Annotated in this window: 19 protein-coding genes and 2 pseudogenes; 6 read left to right on the top strand and 15 right to left on the bottom strand. The window is 49.7% G+C overall.

The features are described 5' to 3' along the window. Positions 1 to 22: 22 nt before the first annotated feature. Positions 23 to 448, bottom strand: coding sequence for a ribosome maturation factor RimP (gene rimP / locus MJ768_RS00330; protein ID WP_239287223.1), 426 nt, complete (start codon positions 446 to 448; stop codon positions 23 to 25). Between the two features lie 123 nt (positions 449 to 571). On the opposite strand from rimP, the pseudogene MJ768_RS00325 reads away from it, so the two are divergent. Beyond that, positions 572 to 751: pseudogene (locus tag MJ768_RS00325) on the top strand (IS630-like element ISCARN69 family transposase); the annotation flags it as partial. Positions 752 to 862: 111 nt separating this feature from the next. On the opposite strand, the gene MJ768_RS00320 reads toward MJ768_RS00325, so the two are convergent. The 8 genes from MJ768_RS00320 to thrS all read right to left on the bottom strand — a co-directional run bounded on the left by MJ768_RS00320 (position 863) and on the right by thrS (position 8,276). Next, positions 863 to 1,234 carry a MerR family transcriptional regulator gene (locus MJ768_RS00320; RefSeq protein ID WP_239287280.1) on the bottom strand — a complete coding sequence of 124 codons (372 nt, stop codon included), beginning with the start codon at positions 1,232 to 1,234 and terminating at the stop codon, positions 863 to 865. Then, positions 1,215 to 1,520, bottom strand: a complete 306-nt coding sequence (locus MJ768_RS00315) for an integration host factor subunit alpha (protein ID WP_239287222.1) — start codon at positions 1,518 to 1,520, stop codon at positions 1,215 to 1,217. Before MJ768_RS00315 ends, MJ768_RS00320 begins: the two co-directional genes overlap by 20 nt. Before the next feature lie 10 nt (positions 1,521 to 1,530). Then, complete coding sequence (gene pheT / locus MJ768_RS00310; protein ID WP_239287221.1) at positions 1,531 to 3,882, bottom strand: phenylalanine--tRNA ligase subunit beta; 2,352 nt, start codon at positions 3,880 to 3,882, stop codon at positions 1,531 to 1,533. Between the two features lies 1 nt (position 3,883). Beyond that, positions 3,884 to 4,903 carry a phenylalanine--tRNA ligase subunit alpha gene (gene pheS, locus MJ768_RS00305; RefSeq protein ID WP_239287220.1) on the bottom strand — a complete coding sequence of 340 codons (1,020 nt, stop codon included), beginning with the start codon at positions 4,901 to 4,903 and terminating at the stop codon, positions 3,884 to 3,886. A 190-nt stretch (positions 4,904 to 5,093) separates the two neighbouring features. Beyond that, positions 5,094 to 5,453 (bottom strand): 50S ribosomal protein L20, encoded by a 360-nt coding sequence (gene rplT / locus MJ768_RS00300; protein WP_173052936.1) that lies wholly within the window; start codon positions 5,451 to 5,453, stop codon positions 5,094 to 5,096. 10 nt (positions 5,454 to 5,463) lie between these two features. Next, positions 5,464 to 5,661, bottom strand: a complete 198-nt coding sequence (rpmI, locus tag MJ768_RS00295; RefSeq protein WP_173052938.1) for a 50S ribosomal protein L35 — start codon at positions 5,659 to 5,661, stop codon at positions 5,464 to 5,466. Positions 5,662 to 5,822: 161 nt separating this feature from the next. Continuing rightward, complete coding sequence (infC, locus tag MJ768_RS00290) at positions 5,823 to 6,341, bottom strand: translation initiation factor IF-3 (RefSeq protein WP_239287278.1); 519 nt, start codon at positions 6,339 to 6,341, stop codon at positions 5,823 to 5,825. 21 nt (positions 6,342 to 6,362) lie between these two features. Further along, positions 6,363 to 8,276 (bottom strand): threonine--tRNA ligase, encoded by a 1,914-nt coding sequence (thrS, locus tag MJ768_RS00285; RefSeq protein WP_239287218.1) that lies wholly within the window; start codon positions 8,274 to 8,276, stop codon positions 6,363 to 6,365. Between the two features lie 402 nt (positions 8,277 to 8,678). Here thrS and MJ768_RS00280 point away from each other — a divergent pair, with 402 nt between their 5' ends. The 3 genes from MJ768_RS00280 to MJ768_RS00270 all read left to right on the top strand — a co-directional run bounded on the left by MJ768_RS00280 (position 8,679) and on the right by MJ768_RS00270 (position 13,082). Next, positions 8,679 to 10,820 carry a hybrid sensor histidine kinase/response regulator gene (locus MJ768_RS00280; RefSeq protein ID WP_239287216.1) on the top strand — a complete coding sequence of 714 codons (2,142 nt, stop codon included), beginning with the start codon at positions 8,679 to 8,681 and terminating at the stop codon, positions 10,818 to 10,820. A gap of 374 nt (positions 10,821 to 11,194) precedes the next feature. Then, entirely contained in the window at positions 11,195 to 12,043 is an 849-nt protein-coding gene (locus MJ768_RS00275; RefSeq protein WP_239287214.1) for a GGDEF domain-containing protein, read from the top strand. 424 nt (positions 12,044 to 12,467) lie between these two features. Further along, positions 12,468 to 13,082, top strand: coding sequence for a DUF1003 domain-containing protein (locus MJ768_RS00270; RefSeq protein ID WP_239287212.1), 615 nt, complete (start codon positions 12,468 to 12,470; stop codon positions 13,080 to 13,082). 178 nt (positions 13,083 to 13,260) lie between these two features. On the opposite strand, the gene MJ768_RS00265 is transcribed toward MJ768_RS00270, so the two are convergent. The 3 genes from MJ768_RS00265 to rluC form a co-directional block, all read right to left on the bottom strand. Next, positions 13,261 to 14,214, bottom strand: coding sequence for a DUF808 domain-containing protein (locus MJ768_RS00265; protein WP_239287210.1), 954 nt, complete (start codon positions 14,212 to 14,214; stop codon positions 13,261 to 13,263). A gap of 560 nt (positions 14,215 to 14,774) precedes the next feature. Continuing rightward, positions 14,775 to 15,506, bottom strand: coding sequence for a c-type cytochrome (locus MJ768_RS00260; protein ID WP_239287208.1), 732 nt, complete (start codon positions 15,504 to 15,506; stop codon positions 14,775 to 14,777). Between the two features lie 433 nt (positions 15,507 to 15,939). After that, positions 15,940 to 16,881 carry a 23S rRNA pseudouridine(955/2504/2580) synthase RluC gene (rluC, locus tag MJ768_RS00255; protein WP_239287206.1) on the bottom strand — a complete coding sequence of 314 codons (942 nt, stop codon included), beginning with the start codon at positions 16,879 to 16,881 and terminating at the stop codon, positions 15,940 to 15,942. Between the two features lie 372 nt (positions 16,882 to 17,253). Between rluC and MJ768_RS00250 the strand changes: the two genes are divergently transcribed. Beyond that, complete coding sequence (locus tag MJ768_RS00250) at positions 17,254 to 19,686, top strand: Rne/Rng family ribonuclease (protein ID WP_239287204.1); 2,433 nt, start codon at positions 17,254 to 17,256, stop codon at positions 19,684 to 19,686. Between the two features lie 132 nt (positions 19,687 to 19,818). Here MJ768_RS00250 and MJ768_RS00245 read toward each other — a convergent pair whose 3' ends face one another. Together MJ768_RS00245 and uvrB are read right to left on the bottom strand one after the other, a co-directional pair. Beyond that, positions 19,819 to 20,298: a low molecular weight protein-tyrosine-phosphatase gene (locus MJ768_RS00245; protein WP_256449805.1), complete on the bottom strand. Its 480-nt coding sequence runs from the start codon at positions 20,296 to 20,298 to the stop codon at positions 19,819 to 19,821. A gap of 61 nt (positions 20,299 to 20,359) precedes the next feature. Continuing rightward, complete coding sequence (gene uvrB / locus MJ768_RS00240; protein ID WP_239287202.1) at positions 20,360 to 22,381, bottom strand: excinuclease ABC subunit UvrB; 2,022 nt, start codon at positions 22,379 to 22,381, stop codon at positions 20,360 to 20,362. A 77-nt stretch (positions 22,382 to 22,458) separates the two neighbouring features. Here uvrB and MJ768_RS00235 point away from each other — a divergent pair, with 77 nt between their 5' ends. Continuing rightward, a complete protein-coding gene (locus MJ768_RS00235; RefSeq protein ID WP_239287200.1) occupies positions 22,459 to 23,652 on the top strand; it encodes a pyridoxal phosphate-dependent aminotransferase in 1,194 nt (397 codons plus the stop codon). Positions 23,653 to 23,687: 35 nt separating this feature from the next. Here MJ768_RS00235 and MJ768_RS00230 read toward each other — a convergent pair. Then, positions 23,688 to 26,247: pseudogene (locus tag MJ768_RS00230) on the bottom strand (AsmA-like C-terminal region-containing protein); the annotation flags it as partial.

Genomic DNA, 26,247 nt, shown 5'->3' with positions numbered 1-26,247 from the left:
TACAAGCAAATGGTCATAATATTCAGAATGTAGGCACTAAATGCGCCTTATCCAAATTGGATAGCTCGATCAGCACCTGTTTGCCATCCACATCTAATTGTAATACGCCATCCTGAAGGCTACCGAGAATGCCGATGAAATTCTTACGACCTGCCAGCGGTATGCGCAATTTTAACTGCGCTTTCATGCCGCAAAAGCGTATGAAATCTGCTTCCTTCTTGATCGGCCGGTCCAACCCCGGAGATGAGACTTCAAGGCGCCCATAATCCACCCCCTCTACCGCAAACAAACGAGTTAACTGGTGACTGACCAATTCACAATCTTTCACCGTAATTCCCGATGGCTGATCGAGCAATACTCGCATCAACCCCCTGCCGGACACTTCAAAGTCAACCAACTCATATCCCAAGCCAGCCACCGTCGTTTCCACCAATCTCGCCACATCCATGATCATGCCCACAAATAAAAAACGGGCCTAGGCCCATCTGGAAAACTGCGTGGATTATAGCAAAAATAATCTGTTAGTGGAAATTGACCTCACCACATCGGTTATTTACAGGAGTTGTGTGGTCAAGCACTAGATCGAACGCAACCCGGATTGCCTCTGAAGAAATGGCGCGCGGTTACCATGACCCATGACTACAAACGCAACGGCACAACCAACTTGTCCGCCGCGCTCAACGTGCTCAACGGACAAGTCATCGCCCAATGCCAGCAGCGACATCGCCACACCGAGTGGCTTCAGTTACTGCGTCAGACGCGAGACACCAAAGGACAAGAGCACTACATCTGGGCTGCCAAGGCCAATGATATTCTCCAGAACCGTGCCAATCGTAAGCTTGGTTCGAAGAAAAACGAAGCGCTACCCTAGTAGGGCGAGTATTTCGCGGATTTCTCGGCGTAGCTCGGACGAATTAGCGGATAGTTGAAGCAGCTGTTGTTGTGAATTTTCTACCCGTTGCCCGATAAAGTTATCCAGGCGACCACGAGCTCCACTGATAGTGAACCCATCTTCATACAGCAATTGCCTGATACGACGGATAAGTAGAACTTCATGATGCTGGTAGTAGCGCCGATTACCACCCCGCTTAACTGGCTTAAGTTGGGTAAACTCCTGCTCCCAATAACGCAATACATGCGCCTTCACCCCGCACAAGTCACTTACTTCGCCAATAGTGAAATAACGCTTCGCCGGAATCGATGGCAGAGCGGTATTAAGCTTGTGGTTTTCCATCATAGTTTATCTCTACCATGCTCTTGAGTTTCTGGCTGGGATGAAAAGTCACTACGCGGCGTGCCGTTATGGGGATATCTTCGCCTGTCTTTGGATTGCGCCCGGGGCGTTGGGGCTTATCACGTAGCTGAAAATTGCCAAAACCTGACAGCTTGACACTTTCACCATGTTCAAGTTGAGCACGAATTTCCTCGAAATAGGACTCAACCATATCCTTGGCTTCACGCTTATTCAAGCCAACTTTTTCAAACAGTAAATCCGCGAGCTCTGCTTTGGTCAATGTCATTGATCACCCCTTATATACGTAACTGCGCACCATGCTGTTGCAAAACCGCGACTAAGCGCGCGATACTTAGTTCAATTTCACTATCAATTAATGTTTTTTGAGTATCTTGCAATAACACACGGAAAGCAAGGCTTTTTTTTCCGTCCCCCACGCCTTTACCACGATACAGATCAAACAGCGCGAGTTCTGCCACATATGAGGTATTGCTACCTAGCATGGCATCCAATAAAGATTGGGCCGTTACACTTTCATCCACGACTACGGCAAGATCGCGACGAACCGGCGGAAACTTAGAAATCTCGCTGGCATGTGGTACATCGGCTGATATCAAGGCATCCAGCTCAACCTCAAACCACACCACTATCTGCGAAATCCCATACTGCTGCAACCACTTCGGATGCAACTCTCCTACCCAACCCACCATCTGACCATGCAGAAAGATTTGTGCCGAACGTCCGGGGTGGGAGGCGGGGTGCGGCGACGCCAAAAAACTCAATAGCGCTGGAGCAAACAGCGCTTCTATATCTGCCTTTACATCGTAAAAATCCACGCTGCGCGCCGTTTCACCCCATTGTTCAGGAAACTGTGTGCCATAACACAATCCCGCGAACCGCTCACGTTGGGCATAACTTTCACCTGTAAAGCACACTCCTGTTTCAAACAGACGCACACGCGATTGTTTGCGTGCAAAGTTTATACGCAAGGCACCAATCAAACCACCTAAAAGGCTGCTACGCATCACCGCCAATTGACTGGAGATGGGATTTTTTAGAGTAACGGGCGTGGTGTTAGCGCACAAATCACGCTCGACCTCTGCATCGAGAAAAGCATAACTGATCGTTTCCTGATAGTCGCGCGCCACCATCAGTTGACGCAGGCGAGACACTGGACGCTGTGTTTCAGTTTGCAGCACCATCAAGGCTGCAGTTTGTGGCGGCTGTGCCGGAATATTATCGTAACCGGCTATCCGTGCGATTTCCTCGATCAAGTCCACTTCCAGCGAAATGTCAAAGCGGTAGCTGGGCGGTGTCACATGGAAATCGTCACCCTGCTGTTCAAATTTAAATTGCAAACGTTGCAGCAAGGCGGTAATTTGGATAGCATCCAGTACAATACCCAGCACGCGTTTTACTCGGCTAGTGCGTAATAATATCGCATCGCGTGCTGGCAATTTTCCATGCACCTCGTTGATCGCACCAGCTTGCCCACCACAAATTTCCAGCAACAATTGTGTTGCACGTTCCAGTGCCATGCGTGTCGCGGCAAAATCCACACCGCGCTCAAAACGATATGAAGAATCAGTGGAAATGGTCAATCTACGCGCTTTCCCAACAATTGCATCGGGTACAAAGAAGGCGCTCTCCAGAAAGACATCACGAGTAGCCGTTTCCACGCTGCTTGCCGCGCCGCCCATAATCCCAGCCAATGCCAGCAATCGCGTATCATCTGCGACCACCAGCATGTCATCCTGCAGCGTGACGCTTTGCCCATTGAGCAATGCCAATTCCTCACCCGATCGCGCATAGCGCACTGCGATGCCACCGGCAAGTTTTGCCAGGTCGAAGGCATGAAGGGGCTGACCAAGCTCGAGCATGACATAATTGGTAATATCTACCACTGCATTGATACTGCGCAGCCCGCCGCGCTCCAGACGGCGCATCATCCATGACGGCGTCGCAGCAGCGGAATTCATACCGCGCACGATGCGGCCGCAATATAACCGACAAGCTTCGGGAGCATCAATATTTACCGCTAACGTTTCAGTCAAACTCGACTGAACGGGATAAACCTGCAACGCATTCAACGTGCCGCCAGCAATCGCCGCCACTTCCCGCGCCACGCCTGCCATGCTTAAGCAATCACTGCGGTTGGGCGTAAGCTTCAAGGTGAACAACATATCGTCCAATTCCAGATATTCGCGTAACCCCGCCCCCACCGGTGCATCCTCAGGCAACAACCACAGGCCCTGGCTCTCTTCGGCCAATCCAAGCTCCTTAGCAGAACACAACATACCAAAGGAATCGACGTTGCGCACCATGGCTTGCTTTATGACAAAGTCACCTGGCAATACTGCACCAATGCGCGCGCAAGGCACTTTCATACCAACGGCAACATTGGGTGCGCCGCAAACGATATTCAGCGGCGCAGCCTCGCCCACATTGACCTGGCACACATTTAGCCGATCCGCATTGGGATGTTTGATCACCTCCAGCACTTCCGCCACTACTACATTGTTGAATGCAGGCGCGACTGATTCCAGCGCCTCCACTTCCAGCCCAGCCATGGTCAACGCATGCGCCAGCTCATGGCTGGAAAGCTCGGGATTGATCCAGGACCTTAACCAATTCTCGGAAAATTTCATGCTAGTTGAATTGCTTCAGAAATTGTAAATCACCTTCATAGAAGAGGCGCAGATCAGCCACACTATAGCGCAACATCGCCAAGCGCTCGACCCCAAGGCCGAAGGCGAAACCCAAATACTTTTCGCTATCAATATTGACGTGTTTCAGCACATTCGGATGCACCATACCACTGCCCAACACCTCTAGCCAGCCAGTATGGCTACACACGCGGCAACCCTTACCATTGCACTGCACACACTGGATGTCCATCTCTGCCGAAGGCTCGGTAAATGGAAAGAATGAGGGACGGAAGCGAACCTGCAAATCATCGCGTTCGAAGAAGCATTGCATAAAATTCGACAGCACGCCCTTAAGCATGGAGAAGTTCACATCTTCATCAATCCAGAGGCCTTCCACCTGATGAAACATGGGAGAATGGGTCACATCCGAATCGCAGCGGTACACCCGCCCCGGCGCAATAATTTTCAGTGGAGGTGCATTATTTTCCATATAGCGGATCTGCACCGGCGAAGTGTGGGTGCGCAATACATGCTTCTGGTCGACGTAAAACGTGTCATGCATGGCACGCGCCGGGTGGTTCTCCGGAATATTGAGCGCTGTAAAGTTATAAAAATCGCTCTCGATTTCCGGACCCGACGCAACAGTAAAACCGAGTGAATGAAACAGGCTCTCAATGCGCTCAAGCGTGCGCGTGACCGGATGCAACCCACCACAACCCAGCCCTCTGCCCGGCAGGGTGACATCCAGCGCCTCCGCCTTAAGTTTAAGTTGTAACTGGCTGTACTGTAGGGCCTCGCGTCTTTGCTGCAAGGCACTTTCGATGCCCTGCTTAACCTGATTGATCCGCACCCCTGCTGCTGGACGCTCTTCGGCGGACAGTTTGCCGAGACCTTTCAACAACACAGTCAAACGACCTTCTTTACCCAGATAGCGCGCCTTAACTTGCTCCAATTCCGCTGCCTGTTCAATCGCGGCAAACTGTTTCAGTGCTTCATCGAGAATTTTCTCAAGTTCTTGCATGACTGTTATTTATTAAGTATCTCCTCTGACAGGGGAGATAGAGAGGTTAGCGACGTAATCGGGCCGAAATCGCAAATCGCCCTAAAATCGCTCAGAAAAGTTAATTGCTAATCAAGCATATAACTTGAGCGACTTTATAAAAAACAAAAAAGAGGCGCCGAACGCCTCTTGAATGTAGTTTAGCTTGCGCTTAAACGCCGAGGCTGGCTTTGGCCTGACCGACAATCTGTATGAAGGCAAGCTTATCAAATACGGCAATATCCGCCAACACCTTGCGGTCGATGCTAATCGCGGCTTTCTTGAGGCCGTTCATGAACACACTGTAGCTCAGGCCTTGCTCACGTGCCGCTGCATTGATACGTGCAATCCACAATGTGCGGAACTGGCGCTTGCGTTGTCGACGATCACGGTAGGCGTATTGGCCAGCCTTCATTACTGCTTCTTTGGCAATACGATAGACGTTTTTACGGCGGCCACGATAACCCTTGGCCAGATCTAAAACTTTCTTATGGCGCGCTCGCGCCGTTACACCACGTTTAACTCTTGGCATGTTCTACTCCTTATGCGTAGGGCATCATGGCGCGAATAGACGCCGTATTGCTTGCGTGAACTTCGGTAGTACCACGCAATTGACGCTTGCTCTTGGTGGTCTTTTTGGTCAGGATGTGGCGTTTGAATGCTTGTGCGCGCTTGATGCTGCCGCCTGCACGCACTTTGAAGCGCTTTGCAGCACCACTTTTTGTTTTCATTTTAGGCATAACTACTCCTTTATTTGATGACATCAGGAGGCTCCTGGCAGGAACACTTTAAAACCTGGAATCACTTATCTGGGACTGTTTACTACTAATCTGCTCTGACCAGTCCCTTAACCCGAGCAGTATCAAATTACCCCAGCGTGGCCGGAGGTTTACCTCATAAATTATTTTTTCTTCGGCGCCAGTACCATCACCATCTGACGACCTTCCATTTTAGGATACTGTTCCACGGTACCATGCTCTCCGAGATCAGCCATAACCCGCTCCATCATTTGCATGCCAATATTCTGATGCGCAATCTCACGCCCACGAAAACGTAACGTGATTTTGGTCTTGTCACCCTCCCCTAGAAATCGAGTCAGGTTACGCAATTTGATATTGTAATCGCCATCATCCGTACCTGGCCTGAACTTGACTTCCTTTATCTGAATCTGCTTTTGTTTAAGCTTAGCCTCGTGCTGCTTCTTGCTCTCGGCATACTTGAACTTGCCAATATCCATGATGCGGCAAACCGGCGGCTCCGCCATCGGCGCAACTTCCACCAGATCCAAATCAGCCTCTTCAGCCAAACGTAACGCTTCCGCGACTGCCACAACACCAAGTGGCTCCCCTTCTACACCAACAAGCCGCACCTGAGGTGCTGTTATTTGCTCGTTGAGGCGTTGTTCTTTATCTTGAGCTATTGCAGTTTCTCCATTAAAAAATTAAACCGTGCTACCCGCTTGCAGTTCCAATTGCAGGTGTTGTAATAACACCGCCATCGACATCTGCCCAAGATCCTCACCTTTTCGGGTTCGCACGGCAACCAAATCAGCAGCCATTTCCTTATCACCTATTACCAGTATATAAGGCAATTTTTGTAAGCTATATTCTCGTATTTTATAGGTAATTTTCTCATTGCGCAAATCCAGGTGCACACGAAACCCGGCTGCTCGCAAAGTTTCCGCCACTTGAGTAGCATAACCATCTTGTGCCTGCGAGATATTCACCACTGCCATCTGCACCGGCGACAACCACAGCGGAAAAGCCCCAGCGTGGTGTTCGATAAGAATCCCCATAAAACGCTCCAACGAACCAAGAATGGCGCGGTGCAGCATCACCGGCGCTTTGCGCGTGTTGTCCTCATCCACATATTCCGCTCCCAAGCGTACCGGCAGGTTAAAATCCAACTGAATGGTGCCGCATTGCCACACACGTCCCAACGTGTCTTTCAAAGAGAATTCTATTTTCGGCCCATAGAATGCCCCCTCACCGGGTTGCAATTCATATTCCAGATCGTTCTGACGTAATGCCGCAGCCAGCGCCGCCTCCGCCTTATCCCAAGTTTCGTCGGAACCAACACGTTTCTCTGGACGAGTTGAAAGTTTTACCAAAACATCATTAAAACCAAAATCTGCGTACACCTTTTGCAACATCACGATGAAATCCGCTACTTCACTTTCGATCTGACGTTCGGTACAGAAAACATGTGCATCATCCTGGGTAAAGCCCCGCACACGCATCAAGCCATGCAGAGAGCCAGACGGCTCGTTACGATGGCAGGATCCAAATTCGGCCAGACGCAGGGGTAGCTCGCGATAACTGCGCAGGCCGTAATTGAAAATCTGCACGTGTCCCGGACAATTCATCGGCTTCACCGCAAAATCCCGCGCCTCTGAATGGGTAGTGAACATATTGTCGTGATAATTTTCCCAATGCCCGGATTTCTCCCAAAGCGTGCGATCCATCATGGTGGGCGTGCGCACTTCCTGATAACCATACTCGCGAAACTTGCCGCGCATATAGTTCTCGACTACCTGCCAGATGGCCCAACCATTCGGATGCCAAAACACCATGCCGGGCGCATCGTCCTGCATGTGGAATAAATTGAGCTGCTTGGCAAGTTTTCGATGATCACGTTTTTCTGCCTCCTCCAAGCGGTGTAGATAGGCATCTAGATCTTCCTTCTTAGCCCAAGCTGTGCCATAAATACGCTGCAACATGGCGTTGCGTTGATCCCCGCGCCAGTATGCGCCAGCCACACTCATCAACTTGAACGCCTTGAGCTTGCCAGTGGACGGCACATGCGGGCCACGGCACAAATCGGTGAAATCACCCTCGGTATAAAGTGACACGCCCTGCTCGACGGGAATGGATTCGATAATCTCCGCTTTGTAATGCTCACCTATGCTTTTGAAATAGGCCACCGCTTCGTCGCGCGGCAACTCTTTGCGCGTTACCGGAATATCACGCTTGGCTAATTCCGCCATGCGTTTTTCAAGCGCCGCCAAATCATCCGGGGTAAACGGACGTGCATAAGAGAAGTCATAGTAGAACCCATTTTCAATCACCGGGCCAATAGTCACTTGAGCCTCTGGAAATAACTCCTTGACCGCGTAGGCCAGAAGGTGGGCAGTGGAATGGCGAATAATCTCCAACCCGTCCTCGTCCTTATCGGTAATGATGGACAATGCTGCGTCAGAGAAAATAAGGTGAGAGGTATCAACCAGATGCCCATCAACCTTACCGGCCAGCGCCGCACGTGCCAAGCCCGCACCTATACTCTGCGCAACTTCGGCGACGGTAACGGGCTGCGCGAAACTGCGTTGCGAGCCATCTGGCAATGTAATACAAATCATATATATATATATATCTTAATTAAAGTAAAAGTGATGAACCCGTACACAAAAAACCGCAGAAAAAACGTCTTAAAGTGCAGCATAGCCGCATTTATTATATTTATATTTTAGTAAGGTTGTGAATTATTTTGATAATATGGTCATATGGCTAGATGTTACCTGGCTTTCATCACCGCATGCTGCTCAACGTCCGCCGCATTGTCGACAATAGCGGCGATACCGAGATGATCCTGCTGGCGATGGAAAAGATTTCATAGGAACATCCAATGGAATTGGGCAAGTGCGGGTTCACCTCGCAGAGGACCTTCTGTCCTAAGGGTATCCGCATGAAACGGGCGTAAACTGGGCGAATTTATTCGCCCCTACGTAAAACCGGATTTAACCGGGCTGTCAGGAAAACATATGAGAAAAAAACTAAACGAGCCAGGCCAGCTATGCACGAAAGCTGAAATGCAACTTGTCCGCGCATCAGGGAAAGACGGGGCACCGCGCCCTGCCGAGGAGTTCCTGCAAGAGCTTCAGGTGTATCAGGTTGAACTGGAGATGCAGAACGAGGAGTTGCGGCAGGCGCAGGTTGAACTGGAAAAATCACGTGATCGCTACGTGGACCTTTATGATTTCGCTCCCGTCGGTTACCTAACCCTCACCCGCGATGCCATGATCGCCGAAGTTAATCTCACCGGCGCCGCGCTGCTGGGAATCGAACGCAAGAAACTGCTGCAACGCCGTTTTGCACATTTGGTTGCAGCCGAAGACAACGACTGCTGGAACCGTTTTTTCCTGAGCGTTTTACAACACGATGATCGTGAGAGTTGCGAATTGGTACTCAAGCGCGGTAATGGCTCGTTCTTTTATGCCCATATGGACTGTCTGCACATGAAGTCTGCCAACAGCGGAAACTCGGTGCGCCTCGCATTTACCGACATTAGCGAGCGGAAGCAGGAGAAAGAGGCGCTGAGCCAGATCGAGAAACGCTATCGCAAGCTCTTCGAATCAATCGACGAAGGTTTTTGCATCATCGAAATGATTTTCGACGAATACGACAAGCCAGTTGATTACCGTTTTTTGGAAGTGAATCCTTCTTTCGAGAAACAGACTGGAATTCACGAAGCCACGGGAAAACGGATACGCGAATTGGCCCCGAATCTTGAAGCGCATTGGTTTGACATTTACGGCAAAGTCGCCTTGACGGGCGAACCGGTGCGCTTTTTAAACGAAGCGAAAGCCTTGGATGGCCGTTGGTTCGATGTCTATGCTTTCCGAGTCGACGGCCAAGATAGCTGCAAAGTTGCCGTCCTTTTCACCGACATCACCGAACGCAATCGCCAGGATCAGGTGCTGCAAGAAAAAAACATCGAGCTGGAGAGCGCTAGATCTGTGGCGGACAAAGCCAACCTCGCCAAATCAGATTTCCTCTCCAGCATGAGTCATGAGTTGCGCAGTCCGCTCAATGCTATCCTCGGCTTCGCGCAGCTGATGGATTCCGATTCCACGCATGCAACGCCTTTACAGAAGAAAAGCATAGCCTATATTCTTCAGGGTGGATGGCATCTGCTGACTTTGATCAACGAGATTCTCGATCTCGCGACGGTTGAATCCGGAAAGGTGCCAATGTCGCAAGAACCGGTGGCGCTAGACAAAGTCATGCTCGAATGCCAGAGCATGATTGAAAATCAGGCGGAGCAGCGTGGCATCAAACTGGCCTTTCCCCAGTTCGACATCCCTCTCTATGTCTGTGCCGATCGAACCCGTTTGAAGCAGGTTCTCATCAACCTGCTTTCCAATGCGATCAAATACAACACTAAGCAGGGTAAAGTTGAGGTGAGATGTATTGAGAGCACGCCGGGACGCATTCGTATCAGCATCGAAGATAGCGGTGCGGGATTACATCCGGAACAGATTGCGCAGCTTTTTCAGCCGTTCAACCGTCTCGGACAGGATGCCGGCAGCGAAGAAGGCACAGGCATCGGTCTCGTACTGTCCAAGCAACTGGTTGAATTGATGGGAGGCACAATCGGCGTAAGAAGTACCGTGGGTGTGGGGAGCGTGTTCTGGTTCGAACTCAACTCGGCTACTGAGCCACGCCTTTCCATGGAAGGGGCCGAAACAACGACATTGGTCCAACTGCCTGTGCTAAACGGAGCGCAGCCACATTCCTTGCTCTACGTTGAGGATAACCCGGCAAACATGCAATTGGTCGAGGGAATCATTTCGCGCTACCCCGATATCCAACTGCTGACTGCGGTAAATGGGTATGACGGCATCGAGATTGCGCGCACATTTAAGCCGAACGTGATCATGATGGACATCAATCTGCCTGGCATCAGCGGGCTCGAAGCTCTGAAAATTCTGCGTAAGGATCCGGCCACTGCGCATATTCCAGTTATTGCCATCAGTGCCAATGCATTGCCACTCGACATCGATAGGGGATTGAAGGCAGGATTATTCCTCTATATAACCAAACCCATCAAGGTCAAAGAGTTCATGGAAGCAGTGAATATGGCGCTGGAATTTGCAGAAAAAAAAGTTGGTCAAAAAAATTAAACTATCCACCTACAAATAGTAGGGGGACAGCGCAGCTTAGATGCAGACGACTGAAGTCGTCTAACCGCACATGAACCAAATCATTAAGGAGTTGAAGAATAACTTCGGGTTGGACAGTTCAATCTGAACAGTTTCTATGCCATGGGGCTGCACTGGGCTTTGCCATGCATCACTCTGTAAGCTCTACACTTGGCTCCTCGAACCGAATAAATCCGGTAACTGGAAATTATTGGTTCTGATTTCCTAATTACGCACCATATCACCAAGAAACTGCCCCTTAAGTTTGTGCACATAATTCACATCTTGAGTGTGCTAGCGAACAGATTATCTTAGAGAGGAACGATATCATTTTCAAATTATTTTAAGAATAGCTTATGAAATCTAATCAGAGAATTAAAGTTAAGCTAGGAAAATTGCCAAAACCATCTAAAACTGCCACCCCTTTGTCTAGAACACTAGCTCATAGCGAGCAGATAAAGGACGTTGTGGTGGAGTGTGCCGAAGAGTTGTCATCTGTCAATATTGCTCTCGAGCAAGAACTTGCAGATCAAGAACAGCCCGCAGGGGTTGAAAAAGCCCTTGAAATAAGCGGAGAAATTGAAATAAAAGTACAAGATGCAGCTGAACAATTGGCAGCAGTTAATATTGCGCTAGAGGGCGAGATCAAAGAGCGAGAGAGGCTAGAGCACCAGTTAGTCTCGGTCAAAGCGCAAGAGGAATCGGCACGTCATGCTGCGTTTCACGATCCATTAACCGGCCTTCCCAACCGCGTACTTTTCAATGACAGGCTTGAACACGGCTTATCGCAAGCAAATCGACACGGCTGGAATCTGGCAGTCATGTTTGTGGATCTGGACGAATTCAAAAATATTAATGATCAGTATGGGCACGATGTAGGAGATACTGTGTTGCAGACCATCTCGCAGCGACTCAAGGAGACTACTCGTGTTGACGATACAATCAGCCGCCACGGTGGTGATGAATTTTTGTACTTGCTGATGGAAATTAACAATATACGAGATGCCACGTTGGTCGCGAAAAAAATTATTGAAGCTATTCAAAAGCCATGCAACATAGGTACGCGCGACCTCGTAATAAGGGCAAGCATCGGAATCTCAATGTTCCCTAAACATGGCAAGTCTGCGAACGACTTGATTAAGAGCGCGGACAAGGCAATGTACCAAGCCAAGCGGCTTAAATCCGGATATGCAATTGCCCGCTGATAGCGAATTTCCATCAAAAATCAGGAAACGCGAACCTATGACCTCTTTTCGCTGTTCTATATTTGAGGTAATACTCCGCTGTAAATTGAAATGAATATTTGATTGAGATACTTGGATCTGTAGCTTTTTTCTACAACAGTAAATGCAACCCACCGTGCCATCTAGTCCGATGCTTTTTTAGTGGTTCATTTCAAAAATATACAGGCGGGTCAATCAGTGGTGCAACTAAGTCTTAATAATCGAAAGGGAACATTGTCAACCTATATTGGCCGCTCTCAACGAGTAAAAAACGCGCCTGTTCCAAGGCAAGCGTGGGTCATCGTGGTCTTTCCGATGGAAGCCAGTGTGGTTGGGACACACAAGATCAAGGGTGTGTCATGAGTTGCCCGTTTTTTGGATCTGCCGGATCAAGCAACCTGCTCTGATGAATTCCAAACCTGCCGTTCCGCCTGCATCCCCTCTGAATGCCCGAAATACGTCATTCGAGACCGAACGCGACCAGATCAGCCAGAATATTGAGGCCGTTCTGGAGTTCTATAAGCGTGAAGAACAAAAGGTTAGTCATTGGCAACGGATCCTCGAGCGCATCAGCCTTTTTATCGGACAGCCGGTTTTTATTGGCTTCATTCTGCTTTTTGTCGCATTCTGGATGCTCGCCAATATCGTACTGCGCCAGTTTGGTATGGCTGAATTCGATCCGGCGCCGTTTTTCTGGCTACAGGGAATTGTCGGTCTGGGTGCGTTGTTAACAACAATCGTGATTCTGACCAAGCAAAATCGGCTCTCCAAACTCGAAGAACGAAGGGCGCATCTGGACCTGAAAGTGACGCTATTGACAGAGCAAAAGGCCGCCAAGCTTATCGACCTTCTGGAAGAGCTTAGGCGCGATTTGCCTAATGTCAGAAACCATAATGATCCTGAGGCGGCAGCACTACAGCAGTCAATGAATCCGGATCTTGTACTTGCTGCACTGGATGAATGTAGCGAGCCGAACGAGCAATTGAAGTCCGTTGGAGAAGCTAAACAGGACAGAGACTGAGGTTTCCCCACGAATCAGGCAGTATTAAGTTCAAGTGCGGTAGCATCATGAGCCTGTTGAGTAGCTCTTTAATACCAGCCCACGCATTGCTCAGGGAAGCCAGTAATTTTAAATTATCGATTACTTTGGACGTAATCCCAAAACGGCCGAACGAGTGGAGGTGCCTGCGAAATATGTGCTAAATTTTTGGCAATTTGTTCGCCCGAAAAATGCGTTTTGCAACAGTCACACTGATGAGGACAGCCGCACCAACTACAATTCCAGTCAGGATATTTAGCAGCACAGGTGCCCCAATATTCACTATCGAACTAATAATGCCACTGTCGCTATGTGCCAAATTGTGGATCAATTCAGATACACCAAATATGCCATGGATGAGAATACCCCCACCTACCATAAACATGGCAACCGTGCCAACGATGGATAGGCTCTTCATCAGGTAAGGGGCAATTTTCAAAATAGCTCTTCCTATGCAACGCAGAGTTTTGCGAAGTAAATTCGCACCGCTTTTTTGACTAAGGTATATCCCACCATCATCCAGCTTAACGATACCAGCCACCAAGCCGTAGACACCGACAGTCATAATTATGGCTATTGTCGTAAGTACCGCAACCTGCTTCCAAAACGATTCCATCGCAACTGTTCCTAGTGTAATCACAATAATTTCAGCAGACAGGATAAAGTCAGTACGGATCGCTCCTCGAATCTTGTCTTTCTCGAAAGCGGCCATATCGACACCACGATTGGCGAGCGCTTCCACATGTTTAATGTGATGCACATTGATTTCTGCTTTGCTTTGCATCACCTTATGTGCAAGCTTTTCAAATCCTTCATAACAAAGGAATGCTCCACCCAACATTAACAATGGCGTCACTGCCCATGGAATAAAGGTGCTAATAGCAATTGCAGCAGGCACCAAAATGAATTTGTTTTTGAGTGATCCTATTGCAACCGCCCAGACAACGGGTAATTCTCGGTCGGCCGTGACGCCTGTCACCTGTTGAGCATTAAGCGCTAGATCATCCCCGAGTACCCCTGCAGTTTTTTTAGCTGCGACTTTGCTCATTACAGCAACATCATCCAGAATCGATGCAATGTCATCGATTAGGGTTAAAAGGCTGGTTCCCGCCATGTTAAAAATCCCGGTTTAATTGACTGATGCGTAGACTGGCATAAATATTATGCCTATAAGGTAAGGACGCAAATCACGTCAATTACGGTGTTTACAATCATATTTTTTTAAATCGGCGCTTTGTCCCCATTACTTATAGAACGGGATTTTAAGAAAATTAAGCGCAATCGAAAATTAAGTGGCTGGCTGCGAAAACTGAACTGAAGCCGAATCTGAACCGCCCAAAATTGAACTATTTACTATAATTTTTATTAAAAAAAATTACTTATGGATAATTTAATCCGGGCTGGTACCGAACGCAGGGTAAAAGCGGAGCTGCAGCATGTACCAAAAAGCCTCAGTATGGCCAGAGAAGCCCGCTTGGGGCAGCGGATGGGGTAAATCTCTATGCTAAAACTGCCTCTGAGGGCATCACTATGGCTTAAGATGGGCCAATTCGACCTATCCTGAACCGGTTCCCGATGCGGCACCCCGCCCCTTTGCCGCTTATTGGCTTTCTCCAGGCAATCATTTGATGATTGAAAATACAGTTGCACCGAGGGCTGTTTTCATTCAATCGCTCATTGGGACAGTATAAATGTCACCAACTTCTCGATATTTTCATCCGATACCCGAGGGGAATACGGTGGCATTGCGATTCCACCGGTTACCTCCGTCCAATTACCTTTGCCGCCCGCCTTCACCTTTGCAATCAGACGTGCCTTGGCTTCATGGTCACCCTTGTAGCGTTTGCTTACATCACGCCATGCGGGGCCAACTAACTTGGTTTCGATCTTGTGACAAACTAGACAGCCGCTTTTGTTAGCTAAGGCCAGTCCCTCCTCACGACTCAGCGACCCGCCCTCCATGCCGTCATTCACCGTAGGTGGCATTTCGGTCTTCGCCGGAGAGGAGGGCTTAGAGGCAACAGATTCTAGCACTGCCTTTTCCGGCACCTTTCCCTTTGTGGGCGTGAGCATTGGTTGCCCGGTAATAATAGGAGAGTTTTGTTCTGCGCTCGGTACCTTTTTACGGCTAACCAACTCGTCCTTTATGTCGTCATTTGTCTTCGGGAGCTTGCCTATCTTTTCAGGTGCAGTTGGAGTGGCGACCGTCGATGCTGGCAATGTCATTTCCGATACCTTGTCCTTTGTGGGTGAGGCCATTGATGACTGATCGGTGGTAGCAACGGTAGTGTTGTGCTCAGCTAAAGGTGGCGATGCTGAGACTGCTGTGGACTCCTTTTCGCTCTTATTTCCGCACGCCGATAACATCAGCACGGCAATGGCAATAACAAATCTCGACTGTTTCATATCCACCTCATTTTGTTGATGTACTCATTCCTTGCCTATTAGGTGGCAAGATGAACGTTTTGAATATAAACCCAATTGATGTAGATTAGCAATAGCTGCTACCTATTGCTGCACCCTAACGATATTCGGTTGACACTCTGCTTAAAAATCTTACAATTCCCGTAGGTACAGCTCTCCAATGGTTTAGTTCAACAAGGTTTTTCCGCCGCATGGGTGGACTTTGCTCATGGCCCCTTCTCTTTCTGTAATGACTCAATAATGTCTCGCATCAACTGACGGACTCTAAACAGTGGCCAGCTACGGACGGGGATATGATCACACGGGACGGGACAACCAGTGTAGTGAAGAGCCTTTGATGGAATTTATAATCAGGCTGCAAACCGCGTAGTTACCGGGTTTAATATGTTTCAATTAGCGTGCAACACTACACTAGTCACAAAGTTTTTCCATCCAACTCATCCATGAACCCCTGCAATTCCTTCGGCAACGGTGCACTTAGTTGCATAGCCTCAGCCGTCAGCGGATGGGTGAAAGTAATGCTGTGCGCATGCAGGAACATGCGCTTTAAGCCCTGCTTTATCAATTCTTTGTTTCGCGAGAAATCGCCGTACTTATCATCGCCCGCGATGGGAAAACCCAGATGAGCAAGATGCACACGAATTTGGTGGGTGCGTCCAGTTTTAAGCTGAGCTTCAAGCAAGCTGAATTCAGGCCAGCTTTTTTGCAGGGTAAAGATGGTATGCGAAGTTTGCCCATCTTCGCGCACCATTACGCGTTTCTCACCATTCTGAGTGTTAAATTTATGTAGTGGTAATTTAACGTGCTGCTTAACATTCTGCCATTTGCCTAATACTAAGCACAGGTATCGCTTGTCATTTTTTCCATCGCGCATCTGCTCGTGCAGGTGAACTAGGGCAGAGCGCTTCTTCGCCAGTAACAGCACGCCCGAAGTTTCACGGTCCAGGCGATGAACCAGTTCCAGGAACTTGGCTTGCGGACGGGCACTACGCAATTGTTCAATAATGCCGAAGCTAACCCCACTTCCGCCATGTACCGCTACTCCAGATGGCTTGTCGATCACCAACAGTGCATCGTCTTCGTACAGAATAGGAAATTCAAGTGCTGGGACATAGTCACGATCTTGCGCTTCAGCTACCCGCACCGGCGGAATACGCACATGATCGCCCAGTTGCAGGCGATAAGTTTGATCCACACGCTTCTTATTCACGCGCACTTCACCGCTACGCAGAATACGATAGATATGGCTCTTGGGGACACCCTTAAGATGTTTGCATAGAAAATTATCTATACGCTGATCGCAGCTACCCTCGTCAATATTGGTCCAGGTTACAGATTCTTTGCGTAAATCATTCATTATGCTTATACTTCCCGATAACGCGTATTGGCTAACGGAAAAACGGGATGCGAATTCCCCGTGAGTGTGGAGCAGGCAACAATGCCGCCGCCCCGTTCCAACGCAATCCGGTTAATGTCACTCACCGGAAGAAGCAGTGATAGTAATTGATTTGCGCGCTCAAAGCACCTGTGGATTTTTTTCCGTGTCGCCCCTATAACAAAATTGGCGGCACCTGTTAATTATTAACAAGCTAATAACGAGAACAATATTTTGAACAACCGTCGGCATCGCTATATCAGCATTGTTTGCACGGCTCTTATTCGCTTTCTCGCGCGCGGTTAGCCGTGTGTAGACTTGTTCTGCCCGTGTCAGAGCGCGGGAGAAAATATAATGAAACGCATGTTATTCAATGCGACACAAGCGGAAGAACTCCGTGTCGCCATTGTCGATGGTCAAAAATTGATCGACCTCGACATTGAATCCGCTGGCAAAGAGCAACGAAAAAGCAATATATACAAGGCCATAATTACCCGTATCGAACCCAGCCTGGAAGCAGCCTTCGTCGAATATGGCGGCAACCGCCACGGTTTCCTGCCATTCAAAGAAGTTTCCCCCATTAATTACCTGAATCAAGAAGGTAGCGGCCGTCCCAGCATCAAGGAAGCATTGCGCGAAGGCCAGGAACTGCTCATCCAGGTGGAAAAAGACGAGCGCGGCAATAAGGGAGCCGCCCTAACTACTTATATTAGTCTGGCTGGCCGCTACATAGTGCTGATGCCCAATAATCCCAGCGGTGGTGGCGTATCTCGCCGTGTCGAAGGCGAAGAGCGCAATGAACTGCGCGACATCCTGTCGCAATTGGAAGTGCCGCAAGGTGCAAGTATTATTGCGCGCACTGCCGGAATTGGCCGCAATCTGGAAGAGTTGCAATGGGATCTTAACTACCTCAAACAATTGTGGGATGCCATCGAAAGCGCGGCAAAAACCGAAAAGGCACCCTCGCTGATCTACCTCGAGAGCAGCCTGGTGGTGCGCGCCATACGCGACTATTTCCACCCTGAAATCGGTGAAATTCTAGTCGACACGGACGATATCTACCAACAGGCACGGGCTTTCATGAGCACGGTCATGCCAAACAATGTCCATGTAATCAAACGGTATCAGGATGACGTACCTTTGTTCTCGCGCTTCCAGGTTGAACATCAGATCGAATCGGCGCATGCACGCCAAGTAAATCTTCCCTCCGGTGGCGCCATTGTTATTGATCATACCGAAGCACTCACCGCAATCGATATCAACTCAGCACGCGCCACGCGCGGCGCGGATATAGAGTCGACCGCGCTCAATACCAATCTGGAAGCTGCCGAAGAAATTGCACGGCAGATGCGCCTGCGCGATTTGGGTGGTCTGATCGTGATCGATTTTATCGATATGGAAAGCACCCGCAACCAGCGTGAAGTGGAAAATCGCTTGCGCGATGCCTTGCATTATGACCGTGCGCGTGTACAGACTGGGAAAATCTCGCGCTTCGGCCTGCTGGAACTGTCGCGCCAACGCCTGCAACCTAGCCTGGAAGAAACCAGCCACACACCCTGTCCCCGTTGTAACGGCATCGGCCATATCCGCGGCATCGAATCTTCCGCCTTGCACATCCTGCGTATCATTCGGGAAGAAGCGATGAAAGAACACAGTGCCGCTATCCACGTGCAAGTGCCATTAGATGTCGCCACCTTCCTGCTTAATGAGAAGCGCGCTGAGATCCACCAAATCGAATCGCGGCTAAAGGTGGTCATTACGCTGATTCCTAATGCCAGTATGGAAACCCCCCACTATACCGTGACCCGTTTGCGCCAAGACGACATGACCGCCGAAAACTTGCAGGCCAGCTACAAGCTGGTGGCGATACCGGAAGCAAACCATATCACTGCCAAAGCCGCGCAAGAAGCCAAGCCGCAGCGCCCCCAAGCCGTAGTTCAAGGTGTCACGCCACCGCAGCCAGCACCAATGCGGGCAGTCCGGGGTGCCACGCAACCTTCTATTTTCACCAAGCTGATAGGCTGGCTCAAGTCACTGGGTGCGGAAAAAACTCCCGAAAAGCTGATCCCTAAACCGCGCACCCATAATCCGCCTCGACGTGAACGAGAAAGCCGTAGCCCAAGTGGTAACCGCCCGGATAGTAATCGACCAGAAGGCAGCCGTCAGCGCAATAATCCGCGCCGTGACCGTGAAGAAGCGCATCCACGCATAGAAAAAACTGTGCAAACAGCACCCAAAACACAGGAACCGCGCGCTGCACGTCCGCCCCGGCCACCACGCGTACCAGTCGAAACAGCGGTATTGGAAAGCATAGCAAAAGTCGCAACTATAGCTGAACCAGCGGAAGAAAATAGTCAGAGCACTGGACGCAAGCGCGGTCGGCGCGGTGGCCAGCGCGAACGCGAACGGCGTGATCAGCAGGCAGCCGGCCAATTAGCAGGTGAGCAGTCTATCCTGACCGAAACTACGCCGAGTACTGTAATGAATGCCGTTGAAACCACACGCCACAGCGAACCTGCTGAGCCACAAAATATTCAAAATATAGAACCGCGCCAACTTCCTGTTGAGCAGGCAATTACATCAAATCAGGCCAGCCCTGCAACCAATGACAACGGGTTGGTGCAGATCGAAACTGACGCAATCAAACGCTCTACAGCGGCGGCTACTGCCCAGGTTGAAACTGCACCGCCAGCGTCACGTCGCCGCTCGCGTCCACGTGAAATTTACAGTATGGAAAACAACGAGCCGCTGGTGCAAATCGAGACTCAACAAACTTTGAACTTATAGTTGAACCAGTAGCATTGCACCAAATGTATATTATGCAAAATAATAAAGCCGCACAGTATAACTGCGCGGCTTTATTATTTTTCCTGCATCATTCGACATCAAAAATATACGCAACAAACACAACCCTTTACTTTACATAAGGGACTTCTGAATATGCCGTAACAAACCCTCTGACGCATCCTCCACCATATCAAGTACACGCTCGAAACCGTCTGCCCCACCATAATACGGATCGGGAACTTCACGCTCGTCATGCCGGCTCGCATATTCCAGAAACAATCCCAAACGTCCTCGCTCCATCACCGGACATAAACGTTGCAAAATACCAAGATTGGCACAATCCATCGCCAGCACATAATCGAAACGAGTAAAATCAGCAACCTCAACCTGTCGCCCACGCAACATACTCATGTCGTATCCGCGCTGTAATGCAGCGCGCTGCGTTCGCGTGTCCGGCGGTTTGTCTATATGATAATCATGCGTACCTACCGAATCAATCAGGATGTGCTGTACCAACCCCGCTTCCTCAACACGTGCGCGGAAAACTGCTTCAGCAGTGGGTGATCGACAGATATTTCCCATGCAGCAAAATAAAACGCTAACTTTTTTCAATTATTCTACTCATTACAATAAAAAACGTATTGTAATGTATCAGCAATTCAAATTCTCCAACTCAAAGTGGGGACATAAATACACTCTCCCGCAGCTTCTTCAACTGGTCGCGCAATTCACTGGCACGCTCAAATTCGAGGTTTTTCGCTGCCTGCAGCATTTCTTTTTCCAGCCGTTTAATTTCCTTGGCAAGGTCACGTTCACTCATCGCCAAGTATTTGGCCTGATCTTGTTCTATTTTCAGTTGCTTGCGCGCAGCATCTGGCTCATAGTTGCCCTCAATGATGTCCTTGATGCGCTTCTGCACACCTTGGGGAATAATGCCGTGCTGTTCGTTGTGCAATAGCTGCTTGTTCCGCCTGCGCTCGGTCTCGTCGATGGCACGGCGCATCGAATTGGTAATTTTATCAGCGTAGAGTATTGCGCTACCGTTGATGTGGCGCGCAGCGCGGCCTATAGTCTGAATGAGTGCACGCTCCGAACGCAAAAAACCTTCCTTGTCAGCATCAAGTATGGCTACCAGTGACACCTCGGGGATGTCCAATCCCTCGCGCAGCAGATTAATGCCGACCAGCACGTCGAACATGCCCAAACGCAGATCACGGATGATTTCTACCCGCTCAACGGTCTCAATATCTGAATGCAGGTAACGCACTTTAATGCCGTGCTCGGAAAAGTATTCGGTGAGATCTTCTGACATGCGCTTGGTCAGCGTGGTGACCAGCACTCGCTCCCCCTTGGCAGTACGCAGATTAACCTCAGACATCAAATCATCCACCTGATGTGTGGCCGGCCGCACTTCAATCTGTGGATCAACCAATCCAGTCGGACGCACCAATTGTTCCACCACTTGCCCGGTATGCTCTGCCTCAAAAACAGCCGGTGTAGCAGAAACAAATATGGATTGACGCATTACTTGTTCAAACTCGTCAAAACGTAGCGGACGGTTATCCAGTGCGGATGGCATTCGGAAACCGTAGTTGACCAGATTTTCCTTGCGCGCCCGATCACCTTTGTACATGCCGCCGATCTGCGGGATGGTAACGTGGCTTTCATCTATAAACATCAGCGCATTGGGCGGTAGATAATCAATCAGCGTAGGTGGTGGTTCACCTGCCTTGCGTCCAGACAGATGACGCGAATAATTTTCGATTCCTTTGCAAAAACCGATCTCGTTCAGCATTTCCAGATCGTGGCGAGTACGCTGTTCGATACGCTGCGCTTCCACCAATTTATGTTCGCGCTGAAAGAAATCTATGCGCTCAGCCAGCTCAACCTTGATGGTTTCTATGGCCTGTAATGTGGTGCTGCGCGGCGTGACGTAATGACTGGACGGGTACACGGTAAAACGCGGCACGCGGCTCAAGATATGGCCGGTAAGTGGATCAAATAGCGACAAGCTTTCCACTTCATCGTCGAACATCGTCAGTCGTAATGCATGTTCGCTATTTTCAGCCGGAAAGATGTCGATTACATCGCCGCGCACTCGAAAATGCCCATGCGAAAAATCCACATCGTTACGCTCATACTGCATCTCTGTGAGACGCTTGATTGCGTCCTGCCGTACTAATTTTTCATGCTCACGCAGGTGCAAAATCATCCCGTGATAATCCACCGGGTCGCCGATACCATAGATGGCCGAAACGGTGGCCACAATCACCACGTCCTGTCGCTCCAGCAGGGATTTGGTAGCCGACAAGCGCATCTGCTCGATCTGCTCATTTATACTGGAATCTTTCTCGATAAACATATCACGCGATGGAACGTAAGCCTCTGGCTGGTAGTAATCGTAATAGGAGACGAAATATTCCACGGCGTTTTCAGGAAAAAAATCGCGCATTTCAGAATACAACTGCGCCGCCAGCGTCTTATTTGGTGCCATGATGATGGCCGGTCGCCCCAATTGGGCGATTACGTTCGCCATAGTGAATGTTTTACCGGAGCCCGTCACACCAAGCAGAGTTTGAAACGACAGCCCCTCATTTATCCCCTCAACCAATTGCGCAATCGCAGTGGGCTGATCGCCCGCTGGTTCAAAAGGCTGGTGCAAAAAATATGGGCTATTGGGAAAAGTCTTAATCACGGTATAATTTCAGCCAAATTTGAATTAAAAATTTTAAAATACGGGACAGTTTACTCTGAACCCATAAGGATACAATCTTGGAACTATCGAAGCGCGTACAAGCAATCAAACCCTCCCCCACTCTCGCCGTTACCGCGCGAGCTTCCAAATTGAAGGCGGAAGGAAAGGACATTATCGGGTTGGGAGCAGGCGAACCCGATTTCGATACTCCGCAGCATATCAAGGATGCGGCTATAGCCGCGATCAACAAGGGTTTCACCAAATACACCGCAGTGGGAGGTACACCCTCTCTGAAGCAGGCTATCGTCGCCAAGTTCAAACGCGACAATGGGCTGGATTACACATCGAAACAGATCCTGGTTTCCTGCGGCGGCAAGCAAAGTTTTTTCAACTTGGCGCTTGCCTTAATCAATCCCGGCGATGAGGTAATTATCCCGGCGCCTTATTGGGTATCCTATACGGATATCGTGCTCATCGCAGAGGGCAAACCGGTAATCGTGCAGGCAGGCATCGAACAAGACTTCAAGATGAGCGCTGCACAATTAGCTGCGGCTATCACAACCAAAACAAAAATAGTGGTAATCAATAGCCCAAGCAACCCATCCGGTGCAGTTTACAGCCTGGAAGAGTTACAAGCTTTGGGCGAAGTGTTGCGCAAACATCCTCAGATACTGATAGCCACCGATGATATGTATGAGCACATTGCGTTGCGTGACGAAAAATTCGTCAACATTCTGAATGCCTGCCCCGATCTTTATTCACGCACTATGGTCCTGAATGGCGTGTCCAAATCTTATGCAATGACAGGCTGGAGGATCGGTTATGCCGCAGGGCCAGAACACATCATCACGGCAATGGAAAATGTGCAATCACAAAGCACATCCAATCCCACTTCGATTTCGCAAGTAGCTGCGGAAGCAGCCTTGAACGGGGATCAGGGCTGCATTGCGCCGATGCTCAAAGCATTCCGCGAGCGACATCTTTACGTAGTGGATGCGCTGAACAAAATTCCCGGTGTCAAATGTATAACGAGTGGAGGGGCGTTCTATGCTTTCCCCGACGTGCGTCCGGTTATTGCGGCTTTGCACCAGAAAAGCATCATCAAAGAAGCTACCGACGTAGCGTTGTCCGAATACCTGCTGGAGCAGGCTGGTGTGGCCATAGTGCCTGGCTCGGCTTTCGGCAGTGAAGGCTACATTCGTCTGTCTTTCGCCACCTCGATGGAGAATTTGAAAAATGCGATTAGCCGAATCTCCAAGGCATTTTCATAATTCCATTTTGTTTCATTCCTCGCAAACGCTGCCAATTAACGCCTCGTGCTCCAGGCTGGCTCGGTAAGAGTACCGGACAATACCAGCGGCACGCTGCCCAAGTCAGCGCGAATTTTCAAATCGACATTTAACCGTCCTGATAATTGCTTGTTCGCTGCAACATCGACATAGCCATTTGCACTCATTACACCAGCTGAAATTTTAATCTGGCGCAGATGCTTTCTGTTGTTATCTATCTGTAGCACACCACTCAATTCGTCAAAATGTGTGCGACCGCTGGACGCAACCTTGCGGGTGGGCATGCGTGAAGTTTCTACCATATCAATGGTATTGATAAGCCCCTTCTTTACCAAGAATTTGCCATCCAGATGCGGGGTTTTAGCCAGCAGGGGAAGTTTCTCCCCACGCAGAATAAAATTAGCGTCACCGTCCATTTCACCAGCAATGCCGAATTGCGGCAACACATCATGCAGTTCCATAGCCTTTACATTCACAAGCCCTTGCATTTGCCAGCCCTTCAACCAAGTCAGGTGCGCACTGCCTGTCAGCATGCCGCCATACAAACGCCCGTCGATTTCATGGAACTTGATTTCGCCTACGCCCAACTCGCCTTTTACGGTCAGCTCGTTGAACAAAATGTCCGGCAACAGCGGCACATAACCTTGCTTGATAGCCAATGCGATCTGCCAGCGGGACTGCTGCGGCTGTAGCTCTATGCTAAGCTTGCCATCCACGCTCTTCAATACTGCCTTGGCGAAATGTCTTTGCCCATCAAAATTCACCACACCATTTACAGGCGGCAGACTAAGTTCATCGTCGCTGACACGCGCACGCTGCAACACCATGCGCGCTACTGGATAATGGGTGTCACCGCCTGCGGTCTGTAGCCACAATAACGCCTTATCGAAATTCTCAGCACTAAGTATAAGATCGCTGATTTCCAGACTGTGAATCGCTTTAATCTCGCTTAATAATGCAGAAAAATCGAAATTCAGCACAACACTGCTCGCTTTTAACTCCTGGCTCCCACCTATGGATACATCCTCCAACTCCAGTTTCGGCTGGGGAAGCAATGTCGCACGCAAATGGCCGACATGTACCGGTTGCTGCAGTTGAGCGGACAATTTCTGCTCAATTTGCGTGACATAGCCCTGCATCGGCCAAACATAAGGCAGCAAAGCGGCCAGTAGAAATAGCAGCACAATCAAGCCAGCCGCTATCTTGCCCCAAGGCAACGGCTTACTACGTGTTATGGCGACTCGCTGAACAGCCTTCATTTCCGGCACTTGAGCGGCCTGTGTCTTAGCTGACACTTCCATTTTTGCCTCGGCCATAGTCTGCGCCGCTTCTTGTTCAACTCTAATTTTTGCCGCGTCCTGCTCAGCCTTGATGTGCGCCGCAGCTTCGTCACGTGCCTTCGCTTCCGCTTTTTCTTTGGCCAGCGTAGCTAAATGTTCCGCCTTGACTCTTATCGCTTCCTGCTCTTTTTTGATGCGTGTTACTTCAGCTTGGGCACGCATCTTAGCGTCCATTTCCACTTTTGCTTTGGCCTGTGCAGCCTCCTGTTTCATTATGATTCTTGCCGCTTCCTGCTCCCCCTTAAGGCGAGCCGTTTCGGCTTCGGCACGGGCCTTGGCTTTCGCTTCCACTTGTGATTTGGCTTGCTCGGCTTCCAGCTCAAATCTGACTTTTGACATTTCCTGCTCTGCCTTGAATCGAACTGCTTCAGCTTTCTTTTTTGCCTGTGCAGCCTCTTGTTCAGCTCTGATTCTTGCCGCTTCCTGTTCTTCCTTAAAGCGAGCCGTTTCGGCTTCAGCACGGGCCTTGGCCTTGGCTTCTACTTGTGATTTGGCTTGCTCAGCTTCCAGCTCAGATCTTACTTTTGACGTTTCCTGCTCTGCCTTGAGTCGAGCCGTTTCAGATTCGGCACGAGCCTTGACTGCAGCTTCCATTTCCACTTTTGTTTTAGCCTGCTCAGCTTCCTGTTTCGCTCTGACTTTTTCCGCTTCTTGCTTTGCCTTAAAGTGCAGAGCTTCAACTACGGCACGCGCTTTAGCTTCCGCGTCCTCTTTTACCTGAGTAGCTTCCTGTTCCGCTTTGATTTGTGCAGCATCCTGCTCTGCCTTGATACGCACAGCTTCAGCTTCGGATCGAGCCTTGGCTAATGCTTCCGCTTCCTCTTTTGCCTTGACCAGCGCAGCTTCCAATTCCGCTTTTATTTTTTTCGTTTCTTGTTCTGCCTTGAGGCGAGCCGTTTCAGCTTCCGCTTTTGCCCTAGCCAATGCAGCTTCTTGTTCCGCCCTGATTCTTGTCGCTTCCTGCTCTGCCTTGAGGCGGGATGCTTCAGCATCAGCATGCGCCTTGGCTTCCGCTTCCACTTTTGCTCTGGCCTGCGCAGCTTCCCGTTCCGCCCTGATTCTCGTCGCTTCTTGCTCTGCCTTGATACGCACAGCTTCAGCTTCGGATCGAGCCTTGGCTAATGCTTCCGCTTCCTCTTTTGCCTTGACCAGCGCAGCTTCCAATTCCGCTTTTATTTTTTTCGTTTCTTGTTCTGCCTTGAGGCGAGCCGTTTCAGCTTCCGCTTTTGCCCTAGCC

This window comes from Candidatus Nitrotoga sp. 1052 (assembly GCF_927312905.1).
Lineage (GTDB): Bacteria > Pseudomonadota > Gammaproteobacteria > Burkholderiales > Gallionellaceae > Nitrotoga.
This window is presented reverse-complemented; position numbering and strand designations above follow the sequence as displayed.